The following is a 14,211-nucleotide window of genomic DNA, read 5'->3' on the forward strand; positions in this document are numbered from 1 at the left end:
TTTATTATATGATATTGTTTATAAATAGGATTGACTGCACGTATGGCCTCCCATATAATGAAAAAAGGAGCGCAGGGGGGAGTGGCGATGGAAGAAAGAGTAAAACAGATCAAGCAACAATTGTCTACCCATAACTACAAACTAACCCCCCAACGGGAAGCGACCGTCCGCGTCTTGCTTGAGAACGAAGAGGATCATCTGAGCGCGGAAGATGTCTACCTGTTGGTGAAGGAAAAAGCACCGGAGATCGGTCTGGCTACGGTTTACCGCACGTTGGAGCTCCTGAGCGACCTTTCGATCATCCACAAATTGAACTTTGGCGACGGGGTGACCCGATACGAGTTTCGCGCTGAAGGGGCGGAACACCATCATCATCACTTGATCTGTTTAAACTGCGGAGCTGTGGATGAGATAATCGACGATTGGTTGGGACCGATTGAGCGACGGGTAGAAAAGGAATTTGATTTTCGGATCATTGACCACCGGTTGACCTTTCACGGGATCTGTCACCGGTGTAAGGACCAAGTAAAAGATCCCGAAAAATTGATTGGATCCAAAGTGACGTGAGTCCGAAAGGTCTCGCGTTTTTTTATTGCTCCAGGCCAGTATGAAGATAGGTTGTTAAGTGGTATTATATAGAATGAAAAAGGAGGAGTGCTAACATGATTATCGGTGTTCCCAAAGAGATTAAAAACAATGAAAATCGGATTGCCATTTCCCCTGCAGGTGTCGATGCATTGGTCGGGGCGGGGCATGAAGTGCGGATTGAAAAAGGAGCCGGCCAAGGAAGCGGATTTCCTGACGAGGCATTTTCCGAACATGGCGCCAAGATCATTGATTCAGCTAAAGAGGTGTGGGATTCGTCGGAGATGATCCTTAAGGTAAAGGAACCCCAGCCCTCGGAATACGAGTATTTTCGTGAGGGACTGATCTTGTTTACCTATCTGCATCTAGCGCCGGAACCGGAATTGACGCGGGCATTGATGGATAAAAAGGTGACAGCGATCGCTTATGAAACCATCCAGGCCGAGGATGGTTCCCTGCCGTTGCTCACCCCGATGTCTGAAGTGGCGGGGAGGATGTCCGTTCAGCTGGGAGCTCAGTTCCTGGAAAATCACAACGGCGGCAGAGGTGTCCTGTTAGGCGGTGTTCCAGGCGTTCTTCCTGGGGAAGTCGTTATTATCGGTGGTGGAGTTGTCGGCACCAACGCAGCCAAAATGGCATTGGGACTGGGAGCCAATGTGACCATCCTCGATGTGAATGCGGGACGGATGCGTGAATTGGAGGACATTTTCCGCGGCCAAGTTAAAACCTTGATGTCCAACCCATACAATATCGGACAAGCTGTGAAAAAAGCGGATCTGGTGATCGGTGCTGTACTCATTCCGGGAAGCCGTGCTCCCAAGTTGGTGACGGAAGAAATGGTAAAGACGATGCCGGAAGGTTCCGTGATTGTGGATGTAGCCATCGACCAGGGAGGGGCGATCGAGACGAGTGATCATGTGACGACTCACAGCAATCCGACCTACGTCAAGCACGGAGTGGTTCATTATGCTGTGGCCAATATCCCTGGAGCGGTTGCACGCACTTCCACCTATGCTCTTACCAATGTAACTATTCCTTATGCCCTGAAAATCGCTAAAGGGTTGGAGGAAGCGGTGAAAAACGACCCAGCCTTGGCACGCGGGGTAAATGTGATGGATGGACACGTGACCTATAAGGCGGTCGCCGAAGACCTCAACCTGCAGTACAAATCCCTTAACGATATACTGGGGTAACCGTTCCAAGGTTAACGCCTCAACATATGGATGCAGGTTGTACCATACAATGATCACAAGCAGACAGGAACAGGAGGTTTTATATGATTTTTTCACTCCGTCGCATGGCGGGTTGGGCCAAGTTCCTGACGAAGTTTGTGATCCTGACGCTGGTTTTATATCAATTGATTGCCTGGGTGTCCCATTGGCTGGAGCCGGTCCACCGATATGGTGAGCCAAAGGGACCGGCGGTCAAAGTGTTCGCTTCCCATGGAGATGCGGGAGCGGGAGGGGGACTGACCGATATCAAGCAGCGCCTCCTCCTGTTTTATTGGCTGGGTGAGTAGTTTACCTTGTTCCCGCTCTCTTGTGGGCTTTTTTGTTGGAGACGACGATGTGAGGTGATGGGGGTTGAAGCGATTTGATCGGATTGCGTTAATTGTATTGGATAGTGTGGGGATCGGTGCGTTGCCTGATGCTGAACAGTTTGGTGACCGAGGGGTCCACACCTTAGGACACATTGCCGAGACGAGGGGGCTGAACGTGCCGCATTTAGCCCGGCTGGGCTTGTCCAATATCGAACCGGTCCCCGGGGTCGAGCCGGCGGATCATCCCAAAGCCCATTACGGTAAGATGATGGAGGTCTCCGCCGGGAAGGATACGACAACCGGCCATTGGGAGTTGATGGGGATCCATACGTCCAAGCCCTTCAAGACGTACCCGGAAGGCTTTCCCGCTGCGTTGATCCACGCCTTTGAAGAACGAATTTCTCGCAAGGTGCTGGGAAATAAGCCCGCTTCGGGGACCGCCATCATTGAAGAGCTGGGGAAAGAGCACATGGAGACGGGGAATGTAATCGTTTACACCTCCGCTGATAGTGTGTTTCAGATTGCCGCTCACGAAGAGGTGGTCCCCCTGGAGGAGCTCTATCATATCTGCGAAGTGGCCCGGGAGCTGACCCTGGATGATCGGTATGCCGTGGTTCGAGTGATCGCCCGTCCCTTTGTCGGAGAACCGGGGAACTTTACACGGACAGGCAATCGGCGGGATTATTCCGTCAAACCGCCGGAGCCGACGGTGATGAACGCCCTGCAAGCAGGGGGGCTGGATTCCATCGCTATCGGAAAAATTTCCGATATTTATGCTGGTGAAGGGGTGACCCGCTCCTATAAGACCGAAAACAATATGGAGGGCGTGGACCGTTTATTGGAGGTCTTAAAGGGCAACTTCCACGGGTTGGCCTTCGTCAACCTGGTCGATTTTGATTCCAAATACGGTCACCGCCGAGATCCGGAGGGCTATGGCCAAGCGCTGGAAGCCTTTGACCGCAGAATTCCCGAAATCCTGGATGCGCTTGATTCGCGGGATCTGTTGATCATCACCGCGGATCACGGAAATGACCCTACACACACCGGTACCGATCACACCCGTGAGTACGTCCCCTTGTTGGTTTACAGTCCTGCTTTGAGCGACGAGGGTATTTCCCTCGGTGTGCGGGACACCTTTTCCGATGTGGGTGCGACGGTGGCCGACAACTTCAATGTGACAGCGCCAAATCATGGGAACAGCTTTTTGTCCGAATTACGAAGGAAATGAGGGGGACCGACATGGAATCACCGATTGAACAAACCGAGCGAGCAGCCGAAGCGATCCGTAAAAAAATGAAACAGACCCCCAAGATCGGACTGGTGTTGGGTTCCGGTCTGGGGGTGTTGGCTGAGGAAATTGCGAACCCGGTAACCATTCCCTACGGAGAGATTCCCCATTTTCCGGTTTCCACTGTTCAGGGGCACGCAGGTCAACTGGTGATCGGTGATCTGGAGTCGCAACCGGTGGTAGCGATGCAGGGACGCTTTCATTTTTACGAAGGGTATTCGATGAAAGAGGTCACCTTTCCTGTCCGCGTCATGAAAGCGCTCGGTGTGGAAACCTTGCTGGTAACCAACGCTGCCGGAGGGATCAACACGCATTTTAAAGCGGGCGATCTGATGCTGATTCGCGATCACCTCAACCTGATGTTTACCAATCCGTTGATCGGGCCCAATTACCAGGAATGGGGAGAGCGTTTCCCTGATATGTCTGAAGCTTACAATCCAGTTTACCGCCGCTTGGCCAACCGAGTGGCAGAAGCCCTAGACATTCCGCTCAAGGAAGGGGTTTATGCGGGGATGACGGGTCCGTCCTACGAGACTCCGGCGGAAATTCGGATGTTGCGGCGCATGGGGGCTGATGCTGTCGGCATGTCTACGGTTCCAGAGGTGTTGGTTGCTCGACATGCAGGGATCCGAGTTTTGGGCATCTCCTGCATTTCCAATATGGCGGCGGGGATCTTGCCTCAACCGCTCAGCCATGACGAAGTGGTGGAGACTGCTGAACGGGTAAAACCCCGATTTATCCAACTGGTGAAAGGGATTGTGGGGGATATTCGCTCCCTTTAAAAGAAGGTGAACAGGGGGTAAAAGGAAAGGGGGAGAGTCTCTATGGCGCAGCAGTTGCAGCGGATTGAGGAAGCCTGCCGTTTTATTCAAGAGAAGACCAACCATCAACCGGTGATCGGAATGATCCTCGGCTCCGGTTTGGGGGATTTGGCGGATGATATTGAAGAGGCGGAGGTGATCGAGTATTCCCAGATCCCCCACTTCCCAGAGTCCACCGTGCAGGGGCACGCCGGGCAGTTGGTGATCGGTCGTCTTTCCGGTCAGACGGTGGTGGTGATGCGGGGTCGCTTTCATTTTTATGAGGGTTATAGCCAACAGGAAGTGGTTTTTCCCGTATATGTGATGAAAGCCTTAGGCGTCCGGATGTTGATTGCCACCAATGCTTGTGGAGGGATGAACCCTTCCTTTCGTCCGGGGGATCTGATGTTGATACAAGATCATATCAATTTCACCGGAAGCAATCCTTTGATCGGACCCAATGATTCCCATTTGGGTCCTCGTTTCCCCGATATGTCCCAGGCATATGACCGGGAACTGGCTGCGCTTTGCCGCCGAGTAGCCGAGGAACAGGGGATCCGCCTTCAACAGGGCGTATATGCGGCGATCAGTGGACCCGCTTATATGACCCCGGCGGAGTTGATCATGCTGCGGGAACTGGGTGGAGATGCTGTGGGTATGTCGACCGCTCCGGAAGTGGTGGCTGCTAACCATGCCGGATTGCGCGTCTTAGGCATCTCCTGTGTCACGGATATGGCGATCGGCGAAGAGTTGGAGGCGCTTAGCCACGAGCAGGTGGTCGAGGTGGCCAACCGGATCAAACCGCGTTTTATCCGCTTGGTAAAAGGAATAGTTGCTGAGGTGACACCATAATGAACACAGTGGAAATCATCCGAAAAAAACGGGAGGGCGACGAACTAACATCGGAGGAGATCCAATTTTTGATCCGGGGCTACGCTAAAGGGGAGATTCCCGACTATCAGATGTCCGCCTGGACGATGGCGGTATATTTTCAGGGAATGACCCCCCGGGAAACGGCAGATTTGACCATGGAGATGGTTCGATCCGGTGACCAGGTGGACCTTTCCCCGATCCGCGGCGTCAAAGTGGATAAACATAGCACTGGCGGCGTGGGCGATACCACTACGCTTGTGCTGGCGCCGCTGGTGGCGGCAGCTGGGGTTCCGGTGGCCAAACTGTCAGGGCGGGGCCTGGGACATACCGGAGGCACCATCGATAAGCTGGAATCCTTCCCGGGATTTGACACCTCCCTGACGACAGAAGCCTTCATTCGCCAGGTGAACGATCTCGGGGTGGCCGTGATGGGACAGACCGCCGATCTGACTCCGGCGGATAAACAGCTGTATGCTCTGCGGGATGTGACGGCATCAGTTGAATCTATCCCGTTGATCGCCAGTTCCATCATGAGTAAAAAAATTGCCGCCGGTGCTGACGGCATCGTTTTAGATGTGAAAACCGGCAGCGGGGCATTTATGAAAGAAGAAGAGCAAGCGGTTCAACTGGCTCAGGCGATGGTGGAGATCGGGACTCGGGTCGGGCGGCGAACGATGGCAGTGATTAGCGATATGAACCAGCCCTTAGGACGGGCGGTGGGCAATGCCCTGGAAGTGAAGGAAGCGATCGATACGCTTCGTGGACAGGGTCCGCCAGATTTGACAGAATTGTGTCTGGTGCTTGGCGCACAGATGGTCACCCTTGCCGGGGGAGCCACAGATGAAGAGGGAGCACGGGAGCTGTTGCGTGAGAAGATGGCAGATGGCACCGCTCTCGATTATTTACGCCGTTTTGTGGAAGCACAGGGGGGTGACGCCTCTGTGTTGGATGACCCCGGGCAGCTGCCTGCCGCCGAGGTCAAAATCGAGGTGACGGCTCCGGCCGCGGGTGTTGTCGACGCTCTGGATGCGGAAGCGATCGGCTTATGCGCCATGCAGTTAGGTGCTGGACGGGCGACGAAGGATGCTTCGATCGATCATGGGGTGGGGATTGTTCTCCACAAAAAGGTAGGAGACCGGGTCCAACAGGGGGAACTCTTAGCTGAGTTGCACGCTGCAGATCGCCAACAGGCGGAAAAAGTTGAGAAACGGCTGTTGCAGGCCATCTCCCTTGGAGATCAACCTGTGGAATCCCCCCCGCTGATCCGCGCTCTGGTGACGGAGTCAGGGATTCAAAAACGATAAAACGCTTCTCCCTTACAGGCCGATTTCTGCGGCCTGTTTTTCTGTCTCGTAATTGGAATAAATTCCTTTTCCCTGTTCAAAATAAGCGTACGATGAATAGGAGGGAAGCCTCATGCGATCACGTGTGTGTGTTTGGGCACTTTTGTTATGCCTGCCTTTAACGGTACTTCCCAAGCATGCTTGGGCTTCGGAGAAGGGTCTGGCTCCCAAGGCCAAATCGGCCATCCTGCTGGATGCGGATACAGGAACGGTTTTATATGAGAAAAACAGTGGAGAGAAGCTCCCTCCCGCTAGTATCACCAAGATTATGACCCTGCTTTTGGTGATGGAAGCGCTGGAAAAGGGGAAGATCTCCTACAGCGATAAGGTACGTGTCAGTGAATATGCCTCGTCGATGGGTGGATCGCAGATTTATCTGGAGACCGGCGAGCAGATGGAGTTAAAAGATCTGCTAAAGGCAGTGGCAGTGGCCAGCGCCAATGATGCCTCCGTCGCCTTAGCGGAGCATATCGCCGGCACCGAGGATGCGTTTGTTGACATGATGAACAAGCGAGCCAAAGAATTGGGGATGAAGGATACTCGCTTTCAAAATCCCAACGGACTGCCGGCGGACGATCACTACACCACTGCCAAAGATGTGGCTATCATGTCGCGGGAATTGTTGAAACACGAGCAAGTGACCCGATATACGCGAATCTATGACGATCACCTCCGTAAAGGAACCAAAAATCCCTTCTGGTTGGTCAATACCAATCGGCTGGTGAAATTTTATGAGGGGATGGACGGGCTGAAGACAGGATTTACGGACAAAGCGAAATACTGCCTGTCTGCCACCGCCAAACGCAAAGATTTTCGGGTGGTCGCGGTAGTGATGGGTGAACCCGATGCAAAAGCTCGGAATCAGGAGATCACCCGGATGTTGGATTATGCCTTCAACCAATTTACCAACCGGGTGGTTTATAAACGAGGAGAGTGGATCGGTCACTTACGGGTCGATAAAGGGGAGAAAAATCGGATCGAGGTTCGGGCTCCACGTCAGTTCAGCGTCTTGATGCGAAAAGGAGAATCTCCTGACGATTATCAAACGAGGGTGGAGTGGAAAAATGTCCATGCCCCGGTTCGTCAGGGACAAGTGCTCGGGACGGTTAAGGTGATCAAGGACGGAAAAACTTTATCGGAGCTGAAACTGCTGTCGGCTCGGGAGATCCCCCGGGCAGGGTTGTGGAAAACGTTGAAGCGGACCATGGGCGCCATGCTTTTTATACCGGAGGTGGCACCAGCGGAACCGGGAACATAAACGATCGGATCGTGGCTGTCGGGGCGGAGAACCTCGACAGCTTTATTTTTTCTGCTTACCAGTGATGGCTGTGGACACCGACGTGTTAACGGGGATATGATCAGGGAAGAATGATGATAGCATCTGCCCTCTGATTTTGGGCCCGTGTTGGTTGCCACTAGAATGGCTTGTTTGCATGGTTCTGCGGCGATTGCGCAACATCAAGTATTTGGGAGTCGATATGTTTGAATCAACCCGTTATTCAACGGATCATGGTTGGAAAGCCACAAACATTTGGACAAAAAGGGTCAACAGAGCCGATGGATCGCGAGTGGAGAAGTGGAATTGTGAAGGATGTCGTAAAAGGAAAAATATGGGCGGGAAAAACGAATCTTGAAGGGGATGGGCAAGCTGATAAAAAGCACCATGGCGGAGCGGAAAAAGCAATATTTGCTTATCCTGTTTCTCATTATTCTTATTGGCAACAAAAGTTGAACCGAACGGATTTTAGCATCGGTGCCTTTGGTGAAAACTTAGCGGTCCAACACCTGACAGAGGCTGACATATGTATCGGAGATATTTTTCGTATCGGAGAAATCATGGTACAAGTTTCACAACCAAGGCAACCTTGTTGGAAACCCGCACGGCGTTGGAAGATAAAAGATCTAGCCCTGCAAATTCAGCAGGAAGGTTTGACAGGCTGGTATTTTCGTGTCCTTAAGGAAGGCTGGATTCAAGAAGGGCACACCCTTCAACTGCTAGAGAGACCGTATCCCCAATGGACGGTTGCCAAATGTAACGATGTGATGCACCATCAAAAACAAGATTTGCAAGCAGCAGCTAGACTGGCTCAATGTGAACTTCTGGCTCCAAACTGGCGGAACAGGTTATACAAACGAGCACAGGGCGAGGATCAATCAGATATTCGCAACCGCGTAATCGGCCCAAATGAAGGATAAATTCTACTGGGAGAAGACGTGTCCAGCCTCTTATGTCGGGTTTTCCCGACTTTTTTCTTGTTTTGTCAAAGAGGAGGGACTATTTAAGACCTTGTAGAAAGGGAAAGCAACACCGGATTTCACTGTCGAACAGGAGTGAATAAAAAAAGATGAGCTTACATGTGGATGTCTCTCATTATCACCACGTTCTCCTGGTCCGTCTGTCAGGTGAGCTGGATCATCATACCTCCGCCAGCCTCAGGGAACGGATTGACTTAGAGCTGTCCAAGGGAATTTATGCCCACCTGATATTTAATCTGTCCGATCTCTTCTTTATGGACAGCTCGGGACTCGGGGTGATCTTGGGCCGCTATCGCCGTGTCTCAGAAATGGGTGGCAAAATGGTCATCTGCTCGATTCAACCTTCCATTCATCGGTTGTTTGATCTGTCGGGAATGTTTAAAATTCTGCCATTGTGTGATGATGAGAAGACAGCCCTCAACGTTTGCGGGGTGGCGTCATGACTGATGTACATACCAACCATATGGAACTGAAGTTTGCCAGTCGTTCGGAAAACGAATCCTTCGCCCGAGTGGCGGTGGCCTCCTTTGTTTCACAGTTGGATCCAACTATGGAGGAGTTGACGGATATCAAAACCGTCGTGTCGGAAGCGGTGACCAATGCGGTGATCCACGGCTACGAAGAAAGAACAGACGGGGTGATCACCATCCGCACGGATATTGAGAATGACCAGGTCAGTATTTTGATCGAGGATCAAGGGGTGGGGATCGACGACGTGGAGCAAGCCCGACAACCCCTTTACACCTCAAAACCGGAACTGGAACGTTCCGGGATGGGATTCACCATTATGGAAAATTTTATGGATCAAGTGGAAATTGCCTCTTCTGTGGGAAAAGGGACCCGGATCCGCCTCGTCAAAAAGCTGAAAACCCACCGCCAGGCCATAGGAAACTGAGGGTTGCCCATGGATTCCGATGTGCGTAATTCGCGGCATAAGCATTTGTCCGATCGTGAAGTGAAATCGCTGATCGACAAGAGCCAACAGGGGGATACGGATGCCCGGGACCGGTTGATCAAGCACAATATTCGTCTGGTCTGGTCGGTGGTACAACGCTTTCTCAACCGGGGTTATGAGGCGGAAGATTTGTTCCAAATCGGGTGTATCGGCCTGTTAAAGGCGGTGGACAAATTTGACCTGAATTACGATGTCAAGTTTTCCACCTACGCGGTCCCGATGATTATCGGGGAGATTCAGCGGTTTCTACGTGACGATGGCATGGTGAAGGTTAGTCGTTCTTTGAAAGAGTTATCCAACCGGGTGCGAAAACATAAGGATGAATTGGCCAAAAAACTGGGCCGCGCTCCGACAGTCCACGAGTTGGCAGAAGAGATGGGGGTGGCGGCGGAGGAGATCGTCTTCGCTCAGGAAGCCAACCGTTCCCCCGCGTCGATCCATGAAACGGTGTTTGAGAATGATGGGGATCCGATCACGTTGATGGATCAAATAGCCGACGAGTCGGAGGAAAGCTGGTTTGACAAAATCGCACTCAAGCAAGCGATTAACCGCTTGAACGAACGGGAGCGTTTGATCGTTTTTCTCCGCTTTTTCAAAGATCAGACGCAAAGCGAGGTGGCGGACCGTCTCGGGATCTCGCAAGTGCAGGTTTCCCGCTTAGAAAAGAAGATTATCCATCGGATGAGGGAATCGATCGACGACACGGAAAGTGGATGACAGCCCCCTAGGGGGCTTTTTTGTATGGCCGGTTTACAGATATCGCATACTATAGGCGACCGGTGATGGGAGGGAACGCCGATGGCCTCCGAACAGGCTTTTCTTCAGATGAAAAAGCGAGTTCAGGCACTCCCCGGCCAGCTGCTGCGGGTGGGTGACGTGGCTGATATCTTGGCTGAAGGCAAGGAAGCGTTCGAAGGGATCCCGGTCGCCCGGTTCGGGAAGACAGAGGGGAATATGGCCGTGGTGGAACTGATGGAGGTGCTTCAAGTGATCCGCGAAAAAGAACCGGCCTTGGACATCCACACCATCGGTCCTCCCCAAACACTGGTGGAATTTAAGACACCAGAACCTGTGCCTCGTTGGTTTGCCTTGGCGGGGGTGTGGGCGCTGTTATTTGTGGGTTCCGGATTGGCGATCATGAATTTCCATACAGATGTCAGTATGGAGCAAGTCCACCAGCGAATCTATTATCTGGTTACCGGAGCGTACAACGATCGGCCGCTCATCCTGCAAATCCCTTACTCCTTAGGTATCGGTTTAGGGATGGTGCTCTTTTTCAACCATGTGTTTAAGCGAAAATTGAATGATGAGCCCAGTCCACTGGAATTGGAAGTTTTTCTGTATCAGGAAAATATCGACCAGTATGTGATTGATCACGAGAAATCACAAAAACGGAGAGGTCCTCGTGTCCCTTTTGGATAGCTTCCTGTTAGCCTTTATTGGATTAGCGGGAGGAGTGGCTGTAGGCAGTGGTTTTGTCGCCTTTTTGACAGTGTTGGATATCGTCCCCCGATTAACGGCTATGACCCGAACCCGAAAACGGGTGCCATGGTATGAAACAGCTTTGGTGATGGGGGCGCTCCTGTTCACACTGGCTGACTTTCGGGGATGGATTTTTTCCCTGCTGCCTGTTGCAACCGGGTTCATCGGGTTGTTATGCGGTACTTTCGTCGGCTTTCTAACCGGCGCCCTTACGGAAGTGGTCAATGTGTTACCGATTCTGGCCAAACGAATCCGTATGGAATCCAGGATTTTCTGGCTGTTGATGGCGATGGTGCTGGGGAAGGTGGCCGGGTCTCTGTTCCAGTGGTTGATCTTCTAAGGATGACGTAAGGGAGGTATGTCAGATGGGTTCTTTTTGGTCTGCATTTCTAGTCGGTGGTCTGATCTGTGTGATCGGCCAATTGTTGCTTGATCTCACGGAGATGACACCGGCCCATGTATTGAGCACATTGGTGGTAGGCGGTGCGGTGTTAGACGGATTGGGTTGGTATGAACCTCTGATCAAATTTGCCGGTGCCGGAGCGACGGTTCCAATCACCAGTTTTGGGAACTCCTTGGTTCACGGTGCCCTGTCCGAAGCGAAAACCAGCGGATTTATCGGTGTGTTGTCGGGGATATTTGAAATTACCAGCGCGGGGATTTCCGCCGCCGTACTTTTCGGCTTTTTAACCGCTCTGATCTTTCGACCGAGGGGATAAGCGGTGGCTCCGAGACAGGTAATTTTGATCACTGATGGAGATCGGGTGGCCAAGGAGACTGTGGAAGAGGTGGCTCGTCAGGTGGGAGGTCGCTGTATTTCTGCTTCCGCCGGCAATCCCACTCCCCTGACTGGGCTGGAGTTGGTGGAACAGATCCAAATGGCTGCACATGATCCGGTATTGGTGATGTTTGATGACAGCGGATCAGCGGGAAAAGGACGCGGGGAACAAGCCCTGGAGTACGTGATGAGGCATCCTGAAGTGGAAGTGCTGGGGGTGGTAGCAGTCGCTTCCAATTGTTATCCGGTACAAGGGACACCGGTGGATATCGCTTTGGACCGAGAAGGACGGATCGTGGAAAGCAGTGTGGATAAAGACGGGTTGGAAATGATCGATGCTCCTTTGCATATCTTCGGTGATACGCTTGATGTACTCAACGCACATCAAGTGCCGATTATCATCGGAGTGGGAGATGTGGGTAAAATGGATCACTATGATGACCCTCTGTGGGGGGCCCCTGTAACCACTAAAGCTGTGCGAATGATACTCGATTATCACAAGGACAGCCCGACGGAATAAGTTGGGTGAAATGTCTCTTGGCAGCGGGAATCGATTATGGTAGTCTTATTAAAAACAAAATGCTCGGTACTCATTACATGGATTCATCTCCTATGAGTAGAGGCGCGGAACGCATCAGTACCGTCCCGGAGAAGGGCATCGAGGAAAGGGCGGAAAAGGGCGTTCTGCCGAAGTGTGGGTGGCTGCCGCAACCGCCCTCGCTGGTCGGCTTGCTGAAAAAGGAGTCGGCTGCCGCGGTCGAGCCGCGGAGCGCTACCGTGAGGAAGACTGTTCAAAAAGCGACAGACGTCTTCGTCCGTTGCTTTTTTTATTTGATAGGAGAGGAGAGCTTTTCATGCAGCTGAGGGGAACCAGCCGTATCAACGAACAGGGGCATCTCGAGATCGGCGGGGTGGACAGCGTCGATTTGAGCAGGCGCTTTGGGACGCCGCTATATGTGATGGATGAACAGATGATCCGGGAGCGGATGCGTGCCTTTATCAATGCCTTCCGCAAAACAGGACTCTCTTTCCAAGTGGCCTATGCCAGCAAAGCCTTCAGCACCTTGGCCATGTGCCGTCTAGTGGAGGAAGAAGGACTGTACCTGGATGTGGTTTCCGACGGTGAATTGTATACTGCCTTAAAAGCTAACTTTCCCCCGGAACGGATCTATTTTCACGGAAACAACAAGACACCGGAAGAACTGGAGATGGGCTTAAAAGCGGGGATCGGTTGGTTTGTGGTGGATAATTTCACCGAACTTTCCCTGCTGAACTCCCTGGCTCAACGTGAAGGGATTACCGTGCGCATCTTGCTTCGAACCACCCCCGGAGTGGAAGCCCATACCCATGATTACATTCAGACCGGTCAAGAAGACTCCAAGTTTGGTTTCGATCTGGGTAATGGTCAGGTAAAACGGGCGATCCAACAATCGCTTCAATCGGAAAGGCTTCAATTGGATGGATTTCATTGTCACATTGGTTCGCAAATTTTTGGAGCGGAAGGTTTTCGCCTGGCAGTGCAAAAAATGGCTGCGTTAACCCGGGAGAGTCGGGCGGTCTTTGGGTTTCATCCCCGGATTCTCAATCTCGGCGGAGGATTTGGCATCCGTTATCAGGCGAGCGATCGGCCGATTCCGATAGAAGAATATGTTTCTGCGATTGCTGAAGAGATTCGGGCCGGTTTTTCCGGTGAAACGTGTCCGGAAATATGGTTGGAGCCGGGCCGGAGTATCGTGGGAGAGGCCGGAACCACCCTCTATCGCGTAGGCTCGACTAAGGAAGTACCCGGGATTCGGAAATATGTTGCGGTAGACGGCGGAATGAACGATAATCCTCGCCCTGCTCTCTATCAAGCCACCTATGAAGCGATCGTGGCTAATCGGGCGGCAGAAACACCGCAAGAACGTATATCTGTCGCTGGTAAACTATGCGAATCCGGGGATATGTTAATCTGGGATTTAGATGTGCCCAAAGTGGAGACCGGGGATGTGTTGGCGGTGCTGTCCACCGGTGCCTACAATTATTCCATGGCCAATAATTACAATCGTCTCCGCCGCCCCGCTGTGGTGTTCGTACGAGATGGTCAAGCGGATCTCGTGGTGCAGCGGGAACGGTTAGATGATCTTTTGCAAAACGATCGGATTCCTGAACGGATGATGGCGGTAGAACCGGTGGAATAAAAAAGAGAGCGCCTTTTTTAGGGCGCTTTTTTCTATATCGAAAGGTAGAGGGGGTCGATCATTGGTTGTGTTTTCACCCTGCACTTTTCCATATTGAAGGAATTGAACCACCTCTAGTATACTATCAACTA

The 14,211-nt window shown here is 52.2% G+C and carries 17 protein-coding genes and 1 riboswitch; all 17 genes read left to right on the forward strand.

Annotation, left to right across the window (positions count from 1 at the left end):
* Positions 1 to 87 precede the first annotated feature (87 nt).
* Complete coding sequence (fur, locus tag BLP91_RS07285; RefSeq protein ID WP_091568341.1) at positions 88 to 567, forward strand: ferric iron uptake transcriptional regulator; 480 nt, start codon at positions 88 to 90, stop codon at positions 565 to 567.
* A gap of 95 nt (positions 568 to 662) precedes the next feature.
* On the forward strand, positions 663 to 1,778 hold the full coding sequence (ald, locus tag BLP91_RS07290; protein WP_091568344.1) for an alanine dehydrogenase: 1,116 nt from the start codon (positions 663 to 665) through the stop codon (positions 1,776 to 1,778).
* Positions 1,779 to 1,861: 83 nt separating this feature from the next.
* Positions 1,862 to 2,104, forward strand: coding sequence for a DUF4227 family protein (locus tag BLP91_RS07295; protein ID WP_091568346.1), 243 nt, complete (start codon positions 1,862 to 1,864; stop codon positions 2,102 to 2,104).
* 64 nt (positions 2,105 to 2,168) lie between these two features.
* The gene (deoB, locus tag BLP91_RS07300) at positions 2,169 to 3,353 is read left to right on the forward strand and encodes a phosphopentomutase (protein ID WP_091568349.1); all 1,185 of its coding nucleotides are present in this window, start codon (positions 2,169 to 2,171) and stop codon (positions 3,351 to 3,353) included.
* An 11-nt stretch (positions 3,354 to 3,364) separates the two neighbouring features.
* Positions 3,365 to 4,195, forward strand: coding sequence for a purine-nucleoside phosphorylase (locus tag BLP91_RS07305; protein WP_091568352.1), 831 nt, complete (start codon positions 3,365 to 3,367; stop codon positions 4,193 to 4,195).
* A gap of 42 nt (positions 4,196 to 4,237) precedes the next feature.
* Positions 4,238 to 5,065, forward strand: a complete 828-nt coding sequence (locus BLP91_RS07310) for a purine-nucleoside phosphorylase (protein ID WP_091568355.1) — start codon at positions 4,238 to 4,240, stop codon at positions 5,063 to 5,065.
* A complete protein-coding gene (locus tag BLP91_RS07315) occupies positions 5,065 to 6,390 on the forward strand; it encodes a pyrimidine-nucleoside phosphorylase (protein WP_091568358.1) in 1,326 nt (441 codons plus the stop codon). The genes BLP91_RS07310 and BLP91_RS07315 overlap by 1 nt, the downstream gene beginning before the upstream one ends.
* Positions 6,391 to 6,502: 112 nt before the next feature.
* Positions 6,503 to 7,687, forward strand: a complete 1,185-nt coding sequence (locus BLP91_RS07320; protein WP_091568360.1) for a D-alanyl-D-alanine carboxypeptidase family protein — start codon at positions 6,503 to 6,505, stop codon at positions 7,685 to 7,687.
* A gap of 224 nt (positions 7,688 to 7,911) precedes the next feature.
* A complete protein-coding gene (locus BLP91_RS07325) occupies positions 7,912 to 8,625 on the forward strand; it encodes an MOSC domain-containing protein (protein ID WP_245662192.1) in 714 nt (237 codons plus the stop codon).
* A gap of 149 nt (positions 8,626 to 8,774) precedes the next feature.
* On the forward strand, positions 8,775 to 9,128 hold the full coding sequence (gene spoIIAA / locus BLP91_RS07330) for an anti-sigma F factor antagonist (protein WP_091568363.1): 354 nt from the start codon (positions 8,775 to 8,777) through the stop codon (positions 9,126 to 9,128).
* Positions 9,125 to 9,580 (forward strand): anti-sigma F factor, encoded by a 456-nt coding sequence (gene spoIIAB, locus BLP91_RS07335; protein WP_091568365.1) that lies wholly within the window; start codon positions 9,125 to 9,127, stop codon positions 9,578 to 9,580. Before spoIIAA ends, spoIIAB begins: the two co-directional genes overlap by 4 nt.
* Before the next feature lie 9 nt (positions 9,581 to 9,589).
* Entirely contained in the window at positions 9,590 to 10,357 is a 768-nt protein-coding gene (sigF, locus tag BLP91_RS07340) for an RNA polymerase sporulation sigma factor SigF (RefSeq protein WP_091568368.1), read from the forward strand.
* An 81-nt stretch (positions 10,358 to 10,438) separates the two neighbouring features.
* Entirely contained in the window at positions 10,439 to 11,062 is a 624-nt protein-coding gene (locus BLP91_RS07345) for a stage V sporulation protein AA (RefSeq protein ID WP_091568371.1), read from the forward strand.
* Positions 11,046 to 11,462 (forward strand): stage V sporulation protein AB, encoded by a 417-nt coding sequence (locus BLP91_RS07350; protein ID WP_091568374.1) that lies wholly within the window; start codon positions 11,046 to 11,048, stop codon positions 11,460 to 11,462. Before BLP91_RS07345 ends, BLP91_RS07350 begins: the two co-directional genes overlap by 17 nt.
* 25 nt (positions 11,463 to 11,487) lie before the next feature.
* Positions 11,488 to 11,841, forward strand: coding sequence for a stage V sporulation protein AE (gene spoVAE / locus BLP91_RS07355; RefSeq protein ID WP_091568379.1), 354 nt, complete (start codon positions 11,488 to 11,490; stop codon positions 11,839 to 11,841).
* A 3-nt stretch (positions 11,842 to 11,844) separates the two neighbouring features.
* Positions 11,845 to 12,420: a stage V sporulation protein SpoVABEA gene (gene spoVAEA, locus BLP91_RS07360; protein ID WP_091568382.1), complete on the forward strand. Its 576-nt coding sequence runs from the start codon at positions 11,845 to 11,847 to the stop codon at positions 12,418 to 12,420.
* Between the two features lie 89 nt (positions 12,421 to 12,509).
* Positions 12,510 to 12,683, forward strand: a riboswitch (Lysine riboswitch).
* Positions 12,684 to 12,754: 71 nt separating this feature from the next.
* The gene (gene lysA / locus BLP91_RS07370; protein ID WP_091568387.1) at positions 12,755 to 14,080 is read left to right on the forward strand and encodes a diaminopimelate decarboxylase; all 1,326 of its coding nucleotides are present in this window, start codon (positions 12,755 to 12,757) and stop codon (positions 14,078 to 14,080) included.
* The last annotated feature ends 131 nt before the right edge of the window (positions 14,081 to 14,211 follow it).

It is taken from the genome of Melghirimyces thermohalophilus, assembly GCF_900102685.1.
In the GTDB taxonomy this organism is placed as follows: Bacteria; Bacillota; Bacilli; order Thermoactinomycetales; family DSM-45169; genus Melghirimyces; species Melghirimyces thermohalophilus.